The sequence below is a fragment of the Corynebacterium marambiense genome (genome assembly GCF_016342275.1).
Taxonomy (GTDB): domain Bacteria; phylum Actinomycetota; class Actinomycetes; order Mycobacteriales; family Mycobacteriaceae; genus Corynebacterium; species Corynebacterium marambiense.
Genome location: NZ_JAEIOT010000015.1, coordinates 1 through 19552, shown reverse-complemented (window position 1 = coordinate 19552; position 19552 = coordinate 1). Strand labels below are relative to the sequence as shown.

Genomic DNA, 19552 nt, shown 5'->3' with positions numbered 1-19552 from the left:
AGGGGTTGTCCTCAACCTGGCGGAGCCGCAATCTGCCGTGCCGTGTCGGGCAGGAGACCGAGTTCCGTGGCATGTGCATCGAGTCCGTGACGGAGGATGGCGACATCCTCGGGTGTTCCCATGAGCTCGAAGCGGTAGACGAAGGGGACACCGCATTTGGCGGAGATGACGTCCCCCGCGCGCGCGAAATCAGCACCGAAGTTGGTGTTGCCACTGGCAACAACCGCACGGAGCAGCTCGCGGTTATGCCGGTTGTTGAGGAAACGGATGACCTGGGAGGGAACCGGACGCGACTCGTGGCCGGCGACGGAAGCTCCCCCACCGTAGGTCGGACAGATGAGCACGTACGGCTCATCGACGACCAGTGGCGGTTCCGTGCGCCGGAGCGGGATACGGGCACTGGGTAGGCCCAGATGTCCGACAAATCGGTGGGTGTTCTCTGTTGCGGATGAGAAGTAGACGACAAGCATCGTCGATGCACACTCCCTTTCCGGTGCTGGTGACTGTGAGCTTCGTCCGCCCCGGCGGAGTCACCGCCGCCGGGGGCCGGGGTTTGTTGTGCCGGTTGGCGCGTCTGTACGGGGTGGAGACAATGCGAAAGCCGCGCAGTGGGGCGGTTGTAGCTGCCCTCCGCGCGGCCTCTGTTCCTCGCTCACATTCCGCGTGACCGCATGACTCTCAGGCGACCTGTGCAGCCAAGCCACGGATGCGTTCCGGGCGAAAGCCGGACCAGTGCTCACCATCGACCTCGACAACCGGAGCATGCAGGTAGCCGAGTGCCATCACGTAGTCACGGGCATCATCGTCGAGGCTGATGTCGACCAGTTCGTATTCGAGACCAGCACGGTCCAGGGCCTTCTTGGTGGCGGTGCACTGCACACATGCGGGCTTGCTGTAAACGGTGATGGCCATGAGTGGAATTCCTTGTGTGTTCGAGGCTTATTCGTCTGCGTCCGAGCGGTGGATCACGCTGCCGTTGGGCGACTGTCTGATGTCTCCTCCGGGTGCCCGACGGCGACGCATCGGGTCAACCGGTGACAGAAACGAACACTATACTTTGTGGTCAGCATCGGCAAGTGACACATCATGTAGTAGTTATTGCCATTGAATTCCCAGCAAACCTCCACCCGGGGGCACAACATCTGCCCTCAATGCGTCACATGGAATTACACGCTTGTCGGTCTCCCCCACCAGGCACAGGACATTTCCCCTGCTCGCCCCACAACCAACCGATCGGCCGTTATTGAAACGTTATAATTTCGCCTCCCCCCGTACGCACCCTCCTCCATCCCGCACACCGGAAGAGCCGGGCAGGTGCCTGAATTACTCCAGCCACCTGCCCGGCTCTTCCGGGAATTACGCTTCGAATTAACCCTGACGGGCTTTGAAACGCGGATCCTTCTTGTTGATCACGAACACCTTGCCGTGACGACGCACGACCTGGGCGCCCGGCTTGTTTTTCAGCGACCGAAGTGACTTGCGGACCTTCATCGGGCGCTCCTTTCTCTCATGCGCGTGGACCGGCGGAAAGCCGGTTTGTCTGCTTCTCTGGCGGGTTCCGGTCCCGACACCGACTCAATACTGATTCGTACTGCTTCCTGGCGACGCGGTGGGACGGCCTTGCCATGACACGAGGACTCATCCTATCGGAAGGCACCCCGCGGGACAAACCACGGACGAATAAACCCCCGATAGATCGTTCAACCCAGGCGCACGGCCCGGGTCTGGCTCACTAGACTGGGCGCCCATGAACTCTGAACAGCAACATACCCGAGATTCCATCGTCGCCGCCCTGCACACAAAACCTGAGATCACCCCTTCAGCGGAGATCGAGGAACGAATCACTTTCCTCGCCGATTATCTCCGTACCACCGGACTATCCTGCTACGTCCTCGGGATCTCTGGCGGCCAGGATTCGACCCTCGCCGGTCGACTCGCACAGCTCGCGGTCGAACGTCTCCGGGGCGCGGGGGTGGACGCCACCTTCTACGCCGTCCGACTCCCCTACGGCGTCCAGGTGGATGAGAACGACGCACAGATCGCACTGGAGTTCATCCGCCCCGACCACGTACTCACCGTCAACATCGCAGACACCGTCGACGCCCTCGATACCACAGTGTCCACGGCCCTCGGCACCCCGGAGCTCGGAGACTTCAACAGGGGAAACGCCAAAGCGCGAGTCCGGATGCTCGCGCAGTACGCCATCGCCGGGGAGAAGGGGGGCCTGGTGATCGGCACCGATCACGCCGCAGAGAACGTCACCGGTTTCTTCACCAAGTTCGGGGACGGCGCGGCGGACATCCTCCCCCTGTTCGGACTATCGAAACGCCAGGGCGCGGCGCTCCTCGAGGAACTGGGAGCCCCGAGCTCGACCTGGACAAAGGTACCCACCGCGGACCTGGAGGACAACCGCCCGGCACTCCCCGACGAGGAGGCCCTCGGGATCACCTACCGGCAGATCGACGACTACGTCGAGGGTGCCGGTGACGTCGACGTCCCAGATGCCGCCGTCCGGCGTCTTGAGCACCTGTGGCGGATCGGCAGGCACAAACGCACGCTCCCGGTGACGCCGCAGGACACGTGGTGGCGGGAGTGATCCGCCGCCGCTAACCGGCAGCCAGTCAATCGCCGAGCACGCGGAGGGTCCCCTCAGCCGCCCTGCGCAGTTCCGGCCCGTAGGCGGATCCGTGGGTCTGGGCATGCACCGCGAGCGGGTGCAGCTGGTGGATCGGGGTGGAGCTGTCGAAGTCCGGGGCAGCACCGGACTCCTCGATATAACCCCGCCGGATCTCCCCAAGGTACGGGGCCCCGAACAATGCGAGCATCGCCAGATCGGTCTCCGGGTGCCCACCGTGGGCGGCCGGGTCGATGAATACCGGGCCGTCGGTACTGAAGAGCAGGTTTCCGGCCCACAGATCACCGTGGATCCGGGCCGGGTTCACCTCCCATCGGTGACCACGGAGCGCAACGCACGCCCGATCAACCAGGTCGAGGGTCGCCGTCTCGATGTTCCCCTTCCTGTGCGCCTCACGGGCGAACGGAAGAACCCGCTGTTCGGTATAGAACATCACCCAATCATCGGTCGGCTCACAGCGCTGCGGAATGGACCCAATGTAATTCGTGCCGGTCCAGGTCTCACCGCCCGGCGCGGGCGGGCACCCGAACGCCTCGGCGCCGGCGGCATGAATGCGCGCCAATTCACGCCCGGCCCGGTACGCGGCCTCCGGGGTTGCGGGCGCAGACTCGACGAGCCGGGTAGTGATCGTCGCGCCGTCGGTGCCGAGAACATCGACGACGCAGGGGCTGGCTTCACGCAGCCACCGGAGTCCGGCGGCTTCCGCGCCGGCGGCATCCGCCGAGGGGGCGTGTTTGGTGAAGCCCACCGGGTCAGTAACGTTCGGGCTCGTCACCGAGGGCGAATTCACGACCGTTGATCTCCCGAGGGGTGATGCGGACGTAGTTGTACTTCAGGGTGGGCAGCCACGGCTTGAGCGGCAGAGTATCCGCGTGCTGGACCTCCGCGTTGGTCTTCAGCAGTTCGCCGTCTCCCTTGACCACGACGGACCAGGCACGCCCGTCGACAACCTCGTCGGCCTCGAAGAGGACGTCGTGGTTGAGTTCGATCGTGAACAGCTTGGAACCCTCCGCGGTGCGGAAGTAGATTTGTCCGTCGTCGATCACGAAGTTCACGGGGAAGATGTCCATGTCATCGGAACGGCGGACGACGACCCGACCGAGATGAACGCGCCGCAGACGTTCGGCGCACTCTTCATCGTTCAGGACTGTGATGACGTCATCGTTATTTTCCATGTCCCCATTGTTCCATCGAAACAGCCCGCTGGGGTGAGAAGTACCTGTGACAATCGCCCCAACCGGGGGTGTGAACCCGGTCCGAGCTGCCGATGCCGCCCGTTCCGGTGGTAAAACAGGAGGTCACGATGCGCCCGAATGGGGGCGTGCTGGTCAAGCTCTGACGTCGATGACAGTGCGTCCGGCCAGCTTACCGTTCAGTAGGTCCTCGCCCGCCTGCACCACGGATGAGAGGGGCCGGACAGTAGTGATGTGGTCCAGTGCCGTCTGGTCGAGATGGTCGGACAACAGCTTCCAGGCCCGTTCCCTGAGTTCGATCGGCGCATCCACCGAGTTGATCCCGAGGAGCTTCACCGCCCGCAGGATGAACGGCATAACGGTCCCGGGGAGATCTGCACCGTGGGCCAGGCCGCAGGCGGTGACCACACCGCCCCAACGGACCTGTGCGAGTGCATTGACCAGTGTGTGCGACCCCGCAGTATCGATCACCCCGGCGTAACGCTCGGACTGCAGCGGGCGACCAGGCTCCGCGAGCTCGGCCCTATCGATAATCTCCGTTGCTCCAAGTTCCCGCAGCATGTCGGAATGTTCCGCCACCCGCCCAGTCGCGGCGACAATGTCGAAGCCGAGGCTCGATAGCAGAAGGATCGCCGTGGCACCCACGCCGCCCGTCGCCCCAGTGACCAGGATCGAACCGTCCTGCGGGCTGATACCCGCACCGGCCAGCGCGTCGACGGAGAGTGCCGCGGTGAATCCCGCGGTGCCGATCGCCGCAGCCCTCAGGGTGCTGATGTTCTCCGGGATGTGCACCGTCGAAGCGGCGTCAATCCGCAGTTTTCCGGTGTATCCACCGGCGCGGGTCTCCCCCAGTCCTGCGCCGTTGACGACGACGCGGTCCTCGGGTGCGAACTTGTCCGAGTCACTGTCGATGACGGTTCCGCAGGCGTCGATGCCCGGCACCAGTGGCAGGGTCCGGGCGACCCCTTTTGTTCCGCGGAGAGCAAGTGCGTCCTTGTAGTTGAGGCTGGAGTAGGTGACATCGATGAGGAGGTCGCCGTCCCCGTACACGGTGTCATCCTCCGTGATCATCCGGGAGGTGATGACGGTGCCGTCCGGATTGTCGGGGTCGATGCAGCGGTCAACGACGATGGTGTGGGTCATTCCCCCAGTCTAAGCCGCACATCCAGACCGCGCCGCCCGGACCACCGCCTCGGACGCGTCTGATTAATCCTCGGGCTGGACCAGTACCCACGCCACCACGGCACCCACCAGCGCCATACCGCACACGAAGATGTAGATCCTGCCGGTAGCCGCACCGAGCCCCGCCAGCACACTCATGTGGGGACCCGCCAGGACACCCGTGAACACCGTGCCGAGAACCACGGTGCCCACGGACGCCCCGATCGGGAAGAAACTGTTGAGTAGCCCAGTCGCCATCCCCACCTGGCTGATCGGCACCGACCGCGTCGCGACATTCATCAGTGGCGTGTTGACCAGGGCATTGCCCGTACCCCAGACAATGGTCGCCGGAATCAGCCACGGCGGGTCATGCAGCGCGGTCACCTGCCACACGAACAGCACCGAGGCCGCAGCTATCAGCACCCCGCCGACTGCCAAAACGCCACCGGCTGGATACCTCCCCTGGAGTTTACCTGCCGCGATGGACCCCACCATGGCGCTGGCGCCGAGCGGGAAGAGCAGGAATCCGGTCTGCAGCGGCGTGTATCCGTGACCCTGTTGCAGGTAGAGCATGAAGTAGACCACAGCTCCACCGCTGATGAACCTGTTGATCACCGCACTCAGGGAGATACCGAGGAACGTGCGGTGGGTGAGCAGCCGGAGGTCGAGGACCGGGGCGGCACACTTCAGTTCCCGGAGGGTAAACAGCGCCAGCAGAACGACGGATGCACCGAGCAGCGCGACCACCGTGTCGTGAGTCCAGCCGTGTTCCTGCGCGCGGGTGACCCCGTAGTTCAAGGCGAGGAGAGCACCCGCGAGAAGGCCCGACCCGACCAGATCGAAGGGGTTGGGGTCTCGCTCCCGGTCATGGTCTGCGGGCAGGTAGCGGACGGCAACCAACACGGTGAGCACACCAAGCGGAAGGTTGATCAGGAACATGGAACGCCAGCTGAACGCGTCGACGAGCAGTCCCCCGATCACCGGCGAGAGTACCGCAGAGATCCCGACCGCCCCACTCCAGATGGCAATGGCCATCGTTCTACGCTCCCCGTCGAAGCACCGGGCCATCAACGGCATCGCGTTCGCGAACATGACGGAGGCCGCGACGCCCTGGGCGGCGCGGAAACCGATGAGCGCCGCCATCGACGGGGCGACACCGCAGGCAACGGAGGCGGCGGTGAACGCGATGATCCCCGTCATGAACATCCGCTTGCTGCCGAGCCGGTCACTCAGCGCCCCGGCGGGTTGGATGAGCGCACCGAACGCCAGCGAGTAGGCCACGACGATCCACTGCATCCTACTGAGGGAGGCGTCGGTGAGATCTTCGGCGATCGCCGGAAGGCCGACCGCCACGATCATCATGTCCGCGACCATGAGTGATGAGGCCAGCACCACCGCGGTCAGCGTCCACTTTTCAGCGGCGGTGTACCGGACCTTCTCCGTCTGTTCCTGCGTCATCTCTTTCCCCGTTCTGCTGGGCGTTCCTGTCGACACCACTGCCCACAGGGTAAGGTAAGCACTACCTATTTGCAATAGGCTGTTTCAAATTATTCGGCACCTTTTGACGAAGGTAGAATCGGAGCCACGACACCCCGCGGGGACGCAGTGAGGAGTTCCATGGGCACCAGAGGTCCCGGCAGACCAGCGCAGCTCAACCGGGCAGACATCGAACGCGCCGTACTCACTCTCGGATTCAACGACGCGACAACCACGGCGATCGCCCGACACCTCGGGGTCGACCAGTCCTCGCTCTACCGGCACATCAGTTCCCGCCGTGAACTCCTCCGGAGCGCCGTGGACAGGGTGATCGCGGAACATCCCCGCGAGTTCGCCCACACCACGTGGCGCGAGTATCTGACTGGCGTCGCCGAGATGACCTGGTCGCTTCTCGTCAGTCATCCGGGCATGGCGGCCACCCTCTACACCCTCGAGGACACTCCCCCACGGAGCATCACCGAACTCACCGAGGAATCAACCCAGGTTCTGCACCGAACATACAGCTGGGCGATCCCCGACGCACTGGTCGTCCTCGACACACTGACGGACCTGACGGCGGACACCGTCAACCGCACCGAACGACTACTGTCCACCGCCCCGGAGGCCGGCACCGAGCGGGCGACCCGCGACCTGCTGGACCGGTCACGACTGTCCCCGGAGCTCACCGATGCGCTGGCACAGATCCTCGATGCAGGACTGGAGCAGTGGTGGCGACGTAAGGTCAACCTGCTTCTCGACGGCGCGGAACGACTCGCACCCTGACCTCGGGTAGACCACTGGAAATGCCACCAAGAACTGAGAACTACCACACCCGACGGCAGAGTGTTTTCTGTGCATCCACAAGGAATGGAGCTAGGAGGACTCAGCCCGAGCACGTGAGCGCTACTGGAACAACCGAGTACCACGTGGGCACAGGCGGAACGGGGGTGGCGATCACATACGCGCCGGTTCGGGAGCCCCAACCGGGGTCAGAATGGACTCAACGAGGCGATCCCGAGCACCGCTCATGAAGTGAGGAAGGTGGCATCCTCCGAACTGCTCGGAATGAAGACCACAGCACCACTGCAGTTGCGAAGTACTTTCGATTTCAATCGTCGGACCGAGAGGCAAGAGTGCACTGACGGAGGACTACAGCTCCGGCCGGGAAAGCGCTGAACCGGCGGGAATTATCTACGTTCCCTGCTACCGTTCTCAGCATGACAGACCAGCCACCCATGACCCCCTACGGGTCAGCACGCGATCTCCCTTCGGTCATGGAGCTGGAGCAGCAGATACAAGCGTCAAGGCTGTTGGGATTCCTACTGCCACGGAACCAACGTAAGGAAATCAAGCGGTTGCACGACGAGCAACGGCGGATCACCGATACCGTTGACGCTTTCTACGCTTTGCTTGGCCCTCGCAACTGGGTTTTCACCGGAGACCTCCAACTCGACGACATTCAAGCAGCTATTGCCACTGCGGATCCCAATGAAGCTGAACAGCGTCTCGTGGAGTACTACCAATCAGATGATCGAATATTGTTCCCGCTCCGTCAGCTCAACCGGTTCGCGGAGATGCGGCCACGCATGCCCCTGCTACAGAAGGCTCTGATTGACTACGAAGCGGGCCGCTACTACAGCACCGTGCTTGTCCTGCTTTCAGTTATGGATGGCTTCGTCAATGAATTGAACACCGCACACCGCAAAGGACTGCATGCGCGCGCACCCGAGGACATGGTGGCTTGGGATAGCGTCGTTGGCCACCATCTTGGTCTGGGCCATGCCCACCAGTCATTCATCAAGAGCTACTTCAAGACTGATACGAGCGAAACAACCGAGCTCGCTCGCAACGGAATCATGCACAGGACACTGGTGAACTACGACAATGTGATCGTGGCGACGAAGGCCTGGAATCGCTTGTTCGCAATCGCTGACTGGGCTGATTCTCGAAAGATACAAGCCGTGCCGGTAGAGCGCCCATCGACATTTCGCGAGGTGTTGTCGCGTTGTCACGAGATGCGGGTAAACAAGATCAGGCTTGAACAGTGGAAGCCTCACGTGCACGACAAGAGCTCGTTTGCCGAAGATCCTTCCGAAGTGGTGACCATATGCACCGATTTTCTAGAACGCTGGAGGAAATGCCAATGGGGACCGTTAGGCCAGCACTTCATTCAGTTCGGGAGCACACAACGACCCTTAGGCGAGCTCGCGGAAGAAGCGAAAGATCTCTACCGGCAGTTCACACTCGAAGAGTGGGACATTCTACGCGTGCGCCACGTGGGAGCAGCTGTCGCGCACGCTGACGTGAAAGTCACAGTCAACTCGGAGCCTCATCAGGCTGATCTACGCTGGGTACGAATCGATGAGACCGGCGAAGTCGTGATGGAGTGGAAGCCGGGCCGCTGGTCACTGTCTCCGTACGGACCCACCATCTTCCTCAAACCAGAACCCTAACACTTGCACGATACTGTGCTGCCAGGCCCCCTCGGCAGCGTGGTCCCTCTTCACCCAAAGCCTCAGCGCCTTCGCGAGTAGACCCAGAAGAGTCCGAACCGATCATCTGTCACGGAACTCCTAGCACAGAGACCGAAAATGAAAACGCATCAGACAAGACCATCCCCACCCTTCGGACTTGTTGTCGGCTTAGACGGTCGATGGCTTGGGCATGTGAGCTGCTGTGATGTCTGCCATGGCCCGAATTCAATCGGGGGCCAACGCCTCAAACGATCGTGCCTGCGACCTCAGCGGTAAGTACGTTCAATCCACTAGAAGACCGCTGTCCTGAGCTGGGCCGAAGTACCCCACGTCTACCAGGTGAGAGCATTTTCTGGTGATAGCGCAAAAAAGCTCTCCATTGCAGTGTTGTCGCCGACAGCACCGACTCTACCTAGTGAACCAATCATTCCGAGGGATCAAATCGCACTAGAGGATCTCCGCAAACGAAACCGGGAACCACGATCGGGATGGGTAGTGCAGCCACCAACAGTTCCACCACGCCAATCCAATTACTGCTACATCCGGACGATATTCCACCGGGGAGCCGATGCAATCCACAACCCTGATGGAATAATAGACACCCCTTTACCACGCACCCGGAGATCTTGCCTTCTCCGGTGGGGTGGTCCGCTGATGTTGGTCAGCTGAAACACGTCATGACGCGGAGCGGTGAAGAGACGCTCTACCTTGTCGTCATGTTCTGGTAGTGCAGGTCTCGTGGACGTTTCTGGTTTCCTTCGAAGGGTCGTCGAGGAAATCGTGCTATCACGGCCCACTCGCCACACTGCCACCATAATCTGCGGCGCCAAGTCATATGTGAACGCCTCTCGCTACAATCTCGCAGCCGAACGCCTCAAACTCGTCCAAGCCCACTACGCCGACGCGATCCCCCTCAACCTCCTCAGAAACGAATAAGGCCGCATTCGCGTCATCCTCGACCAGATCACCACACTGCTCGACCACCTCACCGGCACCTACGCAGGCGCCCAAACCGGACTTGCCCAGCTCACCGGACTCCCGGTCGACCTTGACGATCTCTACAGCTAGTGAGAACTATCCGAATGGCAGATCCCCAACCGGCCCTGTTCACCCGTGTCACTATCGACGACGACGAAACCGCCACCTGTACGGCCTGACGACCCCACAACCAGCGCCCTCCCCCATACCAGCATCGACGCTCTGACCGATGCCACCGCAGAAACAGAAGCTGCCCCGCCATATGGCGGGGCAGCTTCTGTTTTTCATCTGAAGTGGAGCTAAGGGGACTCGAACCCCTGACCCCCACACTGCCAGTGTGGTGCGCTACCAGCTGCGCCATAGCCCCTCATATGAAATTTCTGCGTCCACGGACCGGAGTCCGGAACTGTGAGCCGACCGATCCGTGGATCATCCCGGTTCACAGTGGAGCTAAGGGGACTCGAACCCCTGACCCCCACACTGCCAGTGTGGTGCGCTACCAGCTGCGCCATAGCCCCTCATTGAGACTCCCCCAATCTACACGGAGGGCCCTACGGCGAACAAATCGCCTGTTCCCGGTGTCCGGAACGAAGATGTGGGAGGCTCCATCCACGAGCCTCCCACTTACTTTCCGAATCGGGATATCACTTGGTGACCGTGTCGACCCAGTTCTTCAGGTCAACGTCCTTGCCGTCACGCACGATACGCGGGGAGGAGACCGTACCGGTCTGTTCCTTGAGCTTCTCGGCGTTCGCGGAGGCGATCTTCTGGAACTCGGCGTGTCCCTCGCCCGCACGGATGGTGCCGGCGAGTTCCTCGTCGGCCCCGAGTCGCGTTGCCGCGTCGGCGAACGTGACGTAGTTCCACTTGTCGAAGATCTTCCGCTGGTTCTCCAGCAGGGCCTTCCGGTAATTCCAGTACAGTTTGGCGTCGCCGCTGTCGGCGACGATCATCGCGGCGGTTCCCGCCATCGTGGAGTGCCCTTCGTCGCCGCCGGCGACGAAGTCCAGGGGATGGATGTTGACGACCAGCTTGCCCGCGGTCACGGCTTCCTTCATCTCATCGTCGGTGGCTTCGGCGAGCTCCGAGCAGTGGGGGCAGGAGTAGTCCTCATAGAGGTCCACTACCGGAGTGTCGCCGTTCGCGGAATCCGCGGACAGTGTGATGTAACCGTCGTGTTGTTTAACGTTGAAGTCCACCGCTTCGGTGTCCCCCGGTTTGATCTCCACGGCCTCGGTCTCCACCGCGTCGGTTCCGGTGGTGGAGGTTGCACTCGTCGCCGACTTCTCGCCGTCGCTCGAGGTGATGATGTAGCCGATCACGATGGCCGCGACAACCAGCACAGCCGCCAGCGCCCAGAGGAAACCATGCCCCTTTTCATTCGGGGACTTGATCTTCGTACTCACGTTCTTTGAACCCTTACGGTCGAAGTGGATGTTCAGTGCACACGGCGGGAGACCGGTGCACCCGGGCGGATCTCCCCGCAATCCTGGCCGTGGGGAGCCCCGTGGGGAGCGTCGCAACACTCCCCGATCAAGCAGCCTAGTCGCTCAACCACGGAGCGCGAATCGCCGGAACGGCCACCGGAACACCACCCAGGCCAAGATCAGGAAGGCGATGTCCCGGAGGATCTCCGAAAGATAGGACCACCAGGTAACGCCCTCAGCTGCGCCACCGCCACCGAAGCAACCGCAGTCGATGGACAGGCCGCGGGCCCAGGCCGAGCCGATACCGGCGATGAATAAAAGGAACAGCACCAGAGAGATGAAGGCGCTGAACCGGAGGAAGAGCCCGATGAGCAGGAACACCCCGAGGATCAGCTCACCGATCGGCAGCACAACCGCGATGAGATCCGCGGTGTCGTCGCTGAACAGTTCATAGGAACGGACGGCGAGCCGGGTGGCCATGGGTTCCGAGAGCTTCTGCCAGCCGCTGTAGAGCCACACAACCGCGAGCGCCAGCCGCGCGAGGGCCGACACCACGTCGAGAGTGATCGATCGGCTGTCGTACTTGGCCGGAACGAATTCGGGCTTCGCCGCCTCGACATGTGCCGCAGGATTCATCGACGTCTTCTTCATATTGTTGGTCACACCCAATAACACTAGCGCAACCAGCGCGTCCCGCGCCGGGTTCGAGGGAACGCGATCTCAATTCTCCGGGCCCCGCACGTCGCCCGGGCACGACACGACCGGAGTTCGGAGGCACATCCCTTCCTCCGTTCCCCGATCGCACCGGCGGATGGGAATCAGTCGCCCAGGACCCCTGCGACCAGCTCCTGCGCCTGCGCCTGGACCTCCTTCAGATGATCCGCGCCGCGGAAGGACTCCGCGTAGATCTTGTACTTGTCCTCGGTTCCGGAGGGGCGCGCCGCGAACCATGCGGAATCCGTGGTCACCTTCAGACCGCCGATCGGTGCGCCGTTGCCCGGTGCCTCCGTGAGTTTCGCGGTGATGGCCTCTCCGGCGAGTTCCGTGGCCGTGACATCCTCCGGCGACAGCTTCTTCAAAACAGCCTTCTGTTGACGGTTCGCCGGGGCATCGGTGCGGGCGTAGACGGGACTGCCGAACTTCTGCTCCAACTCGGCGTACCGCTCGGACGGCGTCTTCCCCGTGGCCGCGGTGATCTCACTGGCCAGGAGGTCGAGGATGATGCCGTCCTTGTCCGTCGACCAGACCGAGCCATCGCGACGCAGGAAGGAGGCCCCGGCAGATTCCTCGCCACCGAACCCGATTGTTCCGTCGATAAGGCCGGGGACGAACCACTTGAAGCCAACCGGCACCTCGACGAGGGTCCGTCCGAGATCGGCGACGACACGGTCGACCATCGAAGAAGACACGAGTGTCTTGCCGACGTTGATCCGCTGGTCCCAGTTGTGGCGACGACGGAAAAGATAGTCGATCGCGACCGCGAGATAGTGGTTCGGGTTCATCAAGCCCGCATCCGGGGTGACGATACCGTGCCGGTCGGCGTCGGCGTCGTTTCCGGTCGCCAGGTCGAAGTCACCACGACCGGCGACGAGTGAGGCCATGGAGTTCGCGCTCGAGCAGTCCATCCGGATCTTGCCGTCGGTGTCCAGCGTCATGAACCGCCAGGTCGCGTCGACCCGCGGGTTGACGACGGTCAGGTTGAGACCGTGTGCATCCGCGATCGCCCCCCAGTAGTCCACCGCGGCGCCACCCATGGGGTCGGCACCGATGGTCAACCCTGAATCCCGGATGACGTCCATGTCGACGACGTTGGGGAGATCAGCGATGTAGGTGTCCAGATAGTTGTGTCGGCCACAACGCTTGTCGAGGACACCGGATACCGGCGTGCGCTTCACCCCGTCGAGTCCCGTACGGAGAAGCTCGTTCGCGCGGGCCGCAATCCAGTCGGTGGCGTCGGTGTCCGCTGGTCCACCATTCGGCGGGTTGTACTTGAATCCGCCGTCCCGGGGCGGGTTGTGCGACGGAGTGATGATAATTCCGTCAGCCCGGCGGGGATCCGTCCCCGTCACACCACCATCGAGCCGGGCATTGTGTGCGAGGATCGCGTGCGAGACGGCCGGAGTCGGTGTGTACCGCCCGCGGTCGTCGACCAGCACCGAAATGTCGTTGGCGAGAAGAACCTCCAGCGCGGACACCATCGCGGGTTCGGATAGCGCATGGGGATCGCGGCCGATGTACACGGGCCCCCCAATCTTCTCCCGCCTGCGGTAGTCGACGATCGCCTGCGTCGTCGCGAGGATGTGGTTTTCATTGAACGCGGTATCCAGGGAAGAACCCCTGTGCCCGGATGTCCCGAAGGCAACCTGCTGGTCAGGGTCCTCCACATCCGGGATGCGGGTGTAGTACGCGGTGACGACCTCCGCGATGTCGATGAGGTCACTGTCAAGGGCGGGTTGGCCTGCGCGGTCGTGTGCCATGTCTGTGGAGGCTCCTTCTTGTTCGACGGGTTGCCGGGCGGATGCATCGGGTATTGCGCTGACGACACCCGTCCGCGGACTCACCCCCAATCTTCCCCCGATTTTGTCCGGCGCGCAGGGGATCACCCCCAGGATTCTCGCCCCCTCACGATATATCGGACATAGCCGGGAGCACCCGGCGGAGCCGGGGGTGTCCACGGGGGGCGGCAATCCAGGAAAACCCTGTGCCTGACTGAAGGGAACCTGTAATTTTCTACAGTATGTCCACGCTGAATGATCTGCTCGCCACCCTGTCCGGCATCATCTGGGGCCCATTCCTGCTCATACCGTTACTCCTCGGAACCGGTCTGTACCTCACGATCCGGCTCCGTGGACTGCAGTTCCGCGCCCTGTTCCTCGGCCTGCGTCACGGCTTCGTCGATGCCAACGACAAAGAGGGCGAGGGCGACATCTCCAACTATCAGGCGCTGACGACCGCCCTGGCAGCGACCGTCGGTGTCGGCAACATCGTCGGTGTCGCCACCGCACTCGCGGTCGGTGGACCAGGCGCACTGTTCTGGATGTGGATGACCGGACTCGTCGGCATGGCTTCCAAGTACACGGAGGCCTATCTCGGTGTTCGCTTCCGCGTCACTGATTCGAAGGGCAACCAGTCCGGCGGACCGCAGTACTACCTGAAACGCGGCATCAAGGGCCCACTGGGCCGCTGGTTGGCCCTGTTCTTCGCGGTTCTCACCCCCATTGCGGCGCTCGGCATCGGAAACCTCACCCAGGCCAATGCGGTAGCAGCCGGTATGGAGGACACATTCGGCGTGGACCCGTGGGTGTCTGGTGTCCTGATGTTCGTGTGCACCGGCACCGTTCTCCTCGGAGGTATCCGAGCCATCGGCACCATCACTTCCGCCTTCGTGCCGCTCATGATCATCCTCTACATCGGTGGCTCCCTCGTCGTCCTTTTCCGAAACGCCGCAGGCATACCCGCCGCATTCGGACTGATCTTCACCGACGCATTCACGGGAACCGCCGCCGTGGGAGGGTTCACCGGTTCCGCCATCATTCTCGTCCTCCAGATGGGCGTCGCACGAGGCATCTTCTCCAACGAATCCGGTATCGGTACCGGAGCAATCGCGGCAGCCGCAGCAAAGACCTCTCACCCGACCCGCCAGGGACTCGTCTCCATGACCCAGACGTTCATCGACACCATCGTCGTCGTCACTTTCACCGGCCTCACGATCATCACCACCGGAGCATGGGACCTAGGCAAGGAACACGCCAACATCATGACCGCAGAGGCATTCTCCCGCGGACTCCCCGGACAATGGGGCGGGACCATCGTCTCCATGTCCATCGTATTCTTCGCCTTCTCCACGATCCTCGGCTGGTACTACTACGGGGAACGCTGCCTGCAGTCACTCTTCGGAACCCGATCAACCGTCCCCTACAGGATGCTCGCGACCGTCTGCGTATTCATCGGCGCAATTTCCGAACTCACCCCGATCTGGACCTTCTCCGACGTCGCCAACGGCCTGATGGCGCTGCCCAACCTCATCGGACTGCTGATACTGTCGGGCCTCGTCGTCAAGGAAACCAACGCCTACCTGAAGTTCGATCCGGACCTCCGCAAGTCCCCCGAAGAATGCCAGGAATTCCTCGTCCGCCAGGGCATGGACTGGAAGTAGCCTTCAGCCACTGGCACATCAGGAAGTGGACGGCTCCGCGTCCAGCACCGGGTGATGGAGCTGTTACCACGAGCGGGGGTAGCAGATAATCTGCCCCCGCTCCTCCTGTCAGAGTACCGAACAGGGGGCCGAAAACACCGCATCACCCGTGACAACGCAGTAATCCGCTCTTGTTCCGCTGACGCCACGTGGACGGCGAAAGGGGGTGCAGAAATCCTGAAGTCTCTCGGTCTAATACCTATCACACGGTAGGTTAGACCGTCATGACCAGCTTAAACGAGTTTCTGACCGCTCTGGACAGGATCGTCTGGGGGCCATTCCTCCTACTGCCGCTGCTCCTCGGAACCGGCGCGTTCCTCACCTTTCGGCTCCGTGGCATCCAGTTCCGTACCCTGGGCCGTGCCCTCCGACATGCATTCCTGGATAAGGAAGAAGACGAGGGAAAGGGCGACATCTCAAAGTATGAGGCCCTCACCACCGCCCTGGCCGCCACTGTCGGAGTCGGCAACATCGTCGGCGTCGCCACCGCCATGTCCATCGGGGGCCCCGGAGCACTCTTCTGGATGTGGATGACGGGTCTGCTCGGCATGGCGTCGAAGTATGCCGAGGCCTTCCTGGGATCCCTCCACCGAGAAACGGATACCAACGGTAAACAGGCCGGCGGACCGCAGTACTACCTCAGAAAAACGATCAAGGGGCCGATGGGCGGATATCTCGCGACATTCTTCGCGATCTCCACGGCCATCGCGGCCTTCGGAATCGGCAACATGACCCAGTCCAACGCCGTCGCTGCAGGAATGCAGGATTCGTTCGGCATCCCGCCGTGGGTCTCCGGAGTAGTGATGTTCCTCATCGTGGGAATCGTGCTGTTCTTCGGTATCGAGGCAATCGGCAAGGTCACCTCGGCATTCGTTCCTCTCATGATCGTCGTCTACATCGCGGCCTCCACCTGGGTGCTGCTCGCCAACATCGGTGAGATCCCCGCCGCATTCGTGCTCATCATCACGGACGCCTTCACCGGAACCGCCGCCACCGGCGGCTTTGCCGGAGCGGGTATCATTATGGCGATGCGGATGGGCGTCGCCCGGGGCCTTTTCTCCAACGAATCAGGAATGGGTAGCGGAGCTATCCCCGCTGCAGCCGCGAAGACCCTCCATCCTGTCCGCCAGGGCCTCGTCTCCATGACTCAGACGTTCATCGACACGCTCGTGGTGATCACCTTCACCGGCCTCGTGCTGATAGTGACCGGAGTGTGGAACCACGGGGAGAACGCCGCCAACCTGATGACCGCGGAGGCCTTCGGCTCCGGGCTACCCGGTAACTTCGGTGATGAACTCGTGAGTATCTCCATCATCTTCTTCGCCTTCTCCACGATCCTCGGCTGGTCCTATTACGGTGAACGCTGCCTGATGAGTGTCTTCGGCCCCCGTTCCTCGATGTGGTATCGGCTCGCTTTCACCGTCGCGGTCTTCATCGGCGCCGTGACCGAGCTGACCACCGTGTGGACATTCTCCGACCTCGCCAACGGAATGATGGTTCTCCCGAACATCATCGGCCTGATCCTCGTCTCCGGCTACGTCGCCCGCGAAACCCGGGCGTACCTCAGATTCGATCCCCAAATTCGGGCGTCGGCCGCCGATATCGAAAAGTTCATGGCGCGCCGCGGCATGGAATGGAGCTGACCGCCAGGCACAGCACAATGCGGAGAAACGCATATAGACTCTGTACCCATGATGCCAACCGTCATGGTGGCCACTGGAGCCGCGCTCGGCGCTACCCTCCGGTGGTTAGTCATTGTCGCGCTCGGCCCGGGGATGTTCCCACTGATCGTCGTGAATGCCCTGGGTTCCTTCATGATGGGGTGGCGGAAACCGGGCCCGTTCCTGGGAGCCGGACTGCTCGGCGGATTCACCAGCTTCTCAACATTCGCGGTAATCCTCACCAAAGCGGACCCACCACTCGCCGTGCTTTACCTCGCCGCGACGCTCGTGAGCTGCGTTGGGGGATGGCTGTTGGGTGACGCGCTCACCCGGCGAACATCGAACAACTGCGGAACGTCCATCCACGATGAGGTCACCCAATGACACCCATTTCTCTGCTGCTCGTTGCCGTGGGTGCGGCATTCGGTGGAATCGGCAGGTACTGGTGTGCCCGTCTCCTGCCCGAACTCTGGGGCACTCTGGTGGCCAACACGACCGCGTGTTTCCTCCTCGGGGTCCTCGCCTCCGAGGAGTTGTCGACGATGCACCCTTCCCTGGTTCTCATGGCCGGTGCTGGATTCAGTGGCGCGTTATCGACGTGGTCGACATTGGCGAAGGAGATCGGTCAGTTGATCAGGAACGGTTCATGGCGCACCGCCACCGTATATTGCACAGCGACGACGATGTGCGGTATCTCGGCCGTGTTTCTGGGCGGGTGGACGTTCTAGCGAGTCCCCTCTTATGTGGCTGGGTTCGCAAACTGTAGGAGGCACCTAGTGTGTCTCGTAGCGTCCGGTGTTGGTATATCCCGAGATCGTATTCGTAGCCCTCAGGTAGGCCGGTGTCAAGGGGAGTGCGTTGGTGGGGGATCTCGGGGTGGTGGTACATGTCGGGGCGGGGACGGCGGTATGGGTTTTACGTTCAATGTCCAGCGTTCTCGCGGGTAACAGACCCGATGACGTGAACGTGTTGCGGGTGCTTGTTTCTTGTGGGTCCGGTCTATTCTCCGGGATTCTTGCCCCCTACCCCGATATTTCCCAATGTCTGCTGTTTTTCGGCGATCTCGACACTACGGGTCCTGCCCCGCGGGTCGGAAGTGACTAAGCCCCAGTCCGGGTTGATCCGCTCCGCGCACGCCCCGCACCTATGATGGCCCCACCCCGCCCCTGGGGTGACGCGGAACAGTGCGGCGACTCGTTCAGGTTCCCACCACTCGAGTGCCTCCCCTGCCGAGACGTCACGCACAGTCCGTGGTCTGTCATTTCCCACCGCGGTCGCGGGGTTGCTTTCAGCGTTGATGCTGGTGGATTTCTTTCTTCCGTCAAGGTTGTTTGAGCAGTCACTGTCCATTCGGTAGGTGCGTGGCGTTCGTGTGACTGCGCACGTTGCTCCTCGATGCTGAAAAGCCGGTCAGCGTTGACGAGGGTCACCGTGTTCTTCGATGGCGTCATCACAGGTACCGCTAAACCCGCATGAACAACCGTTTGCGCAGTGTGTTGCCCCAGATCCGTCCTGCGTCCGAGTGTCTTGGTTGGGGTCCTATCGTCCGTGCGTGCTTGCCTTCCTGATCCACGACGTCCGGTCCAGCACGCTGGCCGCTGCTGGATTCTAAGGTGTGCTCCACGAGGCGCACATAGCCCGGTTTCAGAAGACCTCGAAGCCCTGGCCGGTGCCCGGCCGAGGGGGCATCAAGACCGCCTTCATCATCGTTTTGCCCGTCGGCGAGTGCTCCGACGGTGTTGACGCAGCCTGCGTGGTCACCTACACCGGTAGTGCCCTAACAGACCCGCGCGATGTTCTAGTCAGTATGGGTGGTCTCGACCTACTGTCTGTCACCGAGCATCGAGCAATGCACGACCAGTGTAGAAAAGCGGACAGAAAGCAAGATAACGCGGGAGATCAGTGAAATCGGCGCTTCAGGCGAAAACTCCGTACGCGGGAACGCCGCCCCTAGAGCGGCAATAAACAACCACCCCGCCTTTTGGTGGTGAATATGACAAAACACCGGCCCCCGGGGGGTCGACATTCCTGTCAACCACCCAAAGGCCGGTGCCCCAATCCATACTCATGAAGTTGTAGTATCGGCGGTGTCCTACTCTCCCACACGCTCCCGCATGCAGTACCATCGGCGCTGGAGGGCTTAGCTTCCGGGTTCGGAAAGGGACCGGGCGTTTCCCCACCGCTAAAACCACCGACACATCTCAAACAATGTCACACACAAAACACAAAACTGTTTCGTGCTGGTGTTGGTGCCAGACACTGGCTAGTGGACGCGAGCAACAGATCAAATGTTTCTGTGCAGGTGTTGTTTTGTTTCGGTCAATTAGTACCGGTCACCTCCACACATTACTA

The 19552-nt window shown here is 62.0% G+C and carries 18 protein-coding genes, 2 tRNA genes and 1 rRNA gene; 7 read left to right on the top strand and 14 right to left on the bottom strand.

Annotated elements, in window-relative coordinates; all coding sequences use genetic code 11:
• Window positions 1–11: 11 nt before the first annotated feature.
• The 3 genes from nrdI to ykgO form a co-directional block, all read right to left on the bottom strand.
• Entirely contained in the window at window positions 12–470 is a 459-nt protein-coding gene (nrdI, locus tag JDV76_RS10485; protein WP_198736852.1) for a class Ib ribonucleoside-diphosphate reductase assembly flavoprotein NrdI, read from the bottom strand.
• Between the two features lie 208 nt (window positions 471–678).
• Window positions 679–912, bottom strand: coding sequence for a glutaredoxin-like protein NrdH (gene nrdH / locus JDV76_RS10480; RefSeq protein ID WP_198736851.1), 234 nt, complete (start codon window positions 910–912; stop codon window positions 679–681).
• A gap of 456 nt (window positions 913–1368) precedes the next feature.
• Entirely contained in the window at window positions 1369–1491 is a 123-nt protein-coding gene (ykgO, locus tag JDV76_RS10475) for a type B 50S ribosomal protein L36 (protein WP_012732041.1), read from the bottom strand.
• A 256-nt stretch (window positions 1492–1747) separates the two neighbouring features.
• Between ykgO and nadE the strand changes: the two genes are divergently transcribed.
• On the top strand, window positions 1748–2596 hold the full coding sequence (gene nadE / locus JDV76_RS10470; RefSeq protein ID WP_198736850.1) for an ammonia-dependent NAD(+) synthetase: 849 nt from the start codon (window positions 1748–1750) through the stop codon (window positions 2594–2596).
• A gap of 25 nt (window positions 2597–2621) precedes the next feature.
• Here the strand turns inward: nadE and JDV76_RS10465 are convergent, their stop codons facing one another.
• The 4 genes from JDV76_RS10465 to JDV76_RS10450 form a co-directional block, all read right to left on the bottom strand.
• The gene (locus JDV76_RS10465) at window positions 2622–3425 is read right to left on the bottom strand and encodes a fructosamine kinase family protein (protein WP_376993012.1); all 804 of its coding nucleotides are present in this window, start codon (window positions 3423–3425) and stop codon (window positions 2622–2624) included.
• Window positions 3388–3810, bottom strand: coding sequence for a pyridoxamine 5'-phosphate oxidase family protein (locus JDV76_RS10460; protein WP_198736849.1), 423 nt, complete (start codon window positions 3808–3810; stop codon window positions 3388–3390). The genes JDV76_RS10465 and JDV76_RS10460 overlap by 38 nt, the downstream gene beginning before the upstream one ends.
• A gap of 153 nt (window positions 3811–3963) precedes the next feature.
• Window positions 3964–4971, bottom strand: coding sequence for an MDR family oxidoreductase (locus JDV76_RS10455; RefSeq protein WP_198736848.1), 1008 nt, complete (start codon window positions 4969–4971; stop codon window positions 3964–3966).
• Between the two features lie 63 nt (window positions 4972–5034).
• Window positions 5035–6447 (bottom strand): MFS transporter, encoded by a 1413-nt coding sequence (locus JDV76_RS10450; protein WP_198736847.1) that lies wholly within the window; start codon window positions 6445–6447, stop codon window positions 5035–5037.
• 159 nt (window positions 6448–6606) lie between these two features.
• On the opposite strand from JDV76_RS10450, the gene JDV76_RS10445 reads away from it, so the two are divergent.
• Both JDV76_RS10445 and JDV76_RS10440 read left to right on the top strand, forming a co-directional pair.
• Complete coding sequence (locus tag JDV76_RS10445) at window positions 6607–7248, top strand: TetR/AcrR family transcriptional regulator (protein WP_198736846.1); 642 nt, start codon at window positions 6607–6609, stop codon at window positions 7246–7248.
• Window positions 7249–7682: 434 nt separating this feature from the next.
• Entirely contained in the window at window positions 7683–8918 is a 1236-nt protein-coding gene (locus JDV76_RS10440) for a hypothetical protein (RefSeq protein WP_198736845.1), read from the top strand.
• 852 nt (window positions 8919–9770) lie between these two features.
• Here JDV76_RS10440 and JDV76_RS10435 read toward each other — a convergent pair.
• From JDV76_RS10435 to pgm, 6 genes are all read right to left on the bottom strand, one after another.
• A complete protein-coding gene (locus JDV76_RS10435; RefSeq protein ID WP_198736844.1) occupies window positions 9771–9923 on the bottom strand; it encodes a hypothetical protein in 153 nt (50 codons plus the stop codon).
• 288 nt (window positions 9924–10211) lie between these two features.
• A tRNA-Ala gene (locus JDV76_RS10430) sits at window positions 10212–10284 on the bottom strand.
• A 78-nt stretch (window positions 10285–10362) separates the two neighbouring features.
• A tRNA-Ala gene (locus tag JDV76_RS10425) sits at window positions 10363–10435 on the bottom strand.
• A 126-nt stretch (window positions 10436–10561) separates the two neighbouring features.
• Complete coding sequence (locus tag JDV76_RS10420) at window positions 10562–11323, bottom strand: DsbA family protein (RefSeq protein WP_198736843.1); 762 nt, start codon at window positions 11321–11323, stop codon at window positions 10562–10564.
• Window positions 11324–11467: 144 nt separating this feature from the next.
• Window positions 11468–11911: a DoxX family protein gene (locus JDV76_RS10415; protein WP_248140992.1), complete on the bottom strand. Its 444-nt coding sequence runs from the start codon at window positions 11909–11911 to the stop codon at window positions 11468–11470.
• 251 nt (window positions 11912–12162) lie between these two features.
• Window positions 12163–13821: a phosphoglucomutase (alpha-D-glucose-1,6-bisphosphate-dependent) gene (gene pgm / locus JDV76_RS10410; protein WP_198736842.1), complete on the bottom strand. Its 1659-nt coding sequence runs from the start codon at window positions 13819–13821 to the stop codon at window positions 12163–12165.
• A 260-nt stretch (window positions 13822–14081) separates the two neighbouring features.
• On the opposite strand from pgm, the gene JDV76_RS10405 reads away from it, so the two are divergent.
• The 4 genes from JDV76_RS10405 to JDV76_RS10390 all read left to right on the top strand — a co-directional run bounded on the left by JDV76_RS10405 (window position 14082) and on the right by JDV76_RS10390 (window position 17928).
• Complete coding sequence (locus tag JDV76_RS10405; RefSeq protein WP_198736841.1) at window positions 14082–15500, top strand: alanine/glycine:cation symporter family protein; 1419 nt, start codon at window positions 14082–14084, stop codon at window positions 15498–15500.
• 263 nt (window positions 15501–15763) lie between these two features.
• Window positions 15764–17182, top strand: coding sequence for an alanine/glycine:cation symporter family protein (locus tag JDV76_RS10400; RefSeq protein WP_198736840.1), 1419 nt, complete (start codon window positions 15764–15766; stop codon window positions 17180–17182).
• Between the two features lie 48 nt (window positions 17183–17230).
• Entirely contained in the window at window positions 17231–17584 is a 354-nt protein-coding gene (locus tag JDV76_RS10395) for a fluoride efflux transporter family protein (protein ID WP_198736839.1), read from the top strand.
• Window positions 17581–17928, top strand: a complete 348-nt coding sequence (locus JDV76_RS10390) for a fluoride efflux transporter FluC (protein ID WP_198736838.1) — start codon at window positions 17581–17583, stop codon at window positions 17926–17928. Before JDV76_RS10395 ends, JDV76_RS10390 begins: the two co-directional genes overlap by 4 nt.
• 1351 nt (window positions 17929–19279) lie before the next feature.
• Here JDV76_RS10390 and rrf read toward each other — a convergent pair.
• Window positions 19280–19396: ribosomal RNA gene (gene rrf / locus JDV76_RS10385) — 5S ribosomal RNA — on the bottom strand.
• Window positions 19397–19552: the final 156 nt, after the last annotated feature.

Coding starts and splice junctions, on each gene's coding strand:
- nrdI (WP_198736852.1), bottom strand. CDS start 470: ATGCTTGTCGTCTACTTCTCATCCGCAACAGAGAACACCCACCGATTT.
- nrdH (WP_198736851.1), bottom strand. CDS start 912: ATGGCCATCACCGTTTACAGCAAGCCCGCATGTGTGCAGTGCACCGCC.
- ykgO (WP_012732041.1), bottom strand. CDS start 1,491: ATGAAGGTCCGCAAGTCACTTCGGTCGCTGAAAAACAAGCCGGGCGCC.
- nadE (WP_198736850.1), top strand. CDS start 1,748: ATGAACTCTGAACAGCAACATACCCGAGATTCCATCGTCGCCGCCCTG.
- JDV76_RS10460 (WP_198736849.1), bottom strand. CDS start 3,810: ATGGAAAATAACGATGACGTCATCACAGTCCTGAACGATGAAGAGTGC.
- JDV76_RS10455 (WP_198736848.1), bottom strand. CDS start 4,971: ATGACCCACACCATCGTCGTTGACCGCTGCATCGACCCCGACAATCCG.
- JDV76_RS10450 (WP_198736847.1), bottom strand. CDS start 6,447: ATGACGCAGGAACAGACGGAGAAGGTCCGGTACACCGCCGCTGAAAAG.
- JDV76_RS10445 (WP_198736846.1), top strand. CDS start 6,607: ATGGGCACCAGAGGTCCCGGCAGACCAGCGCAGCTCAACCGGGCAGAC.
- JDV76_RS10440 (WP_198736845.1), top strand. CDS start 7,683: ATGACAGACCAGCCACCCATGACCCCCTACGGGTCAGCACGCGATCTC.
- pgm (WP_198736842.1), bottom strand. CDS start 13,821: ATGGCACACGACCGCGCAGGCCAACCCGCCCTTGACAGTGACCTCATC.
- JDV76_RS10405 (WP_198736841.1), top strand. CDS start 14,082: ATGTCCACGCTGAATGATCTGCTCGCCACCCTGTCCGGCATCATCTGG.
- JDV76_RS10400 (WP_198736840.1), top strand. CDS start 15,764: ATGACCAGCTTAAACGAGTTTCTGACCGCTCTGGACAGGATCGTCTGG.
- JDV76_RS10395 (WP_198736839.1), top strand. CDS start 17,231: ATGATGCCAACCGTCATGGTGGCCACTGGAGCCGCGCTCGGCGCTACC.
- JDV76_RS10390 (WP_198736838.1), top strand. CDS start 17,581: ATGACACCCATTTCTCTGCTGCTCGTTGCCGTGGGTGCGGCATTCGGT.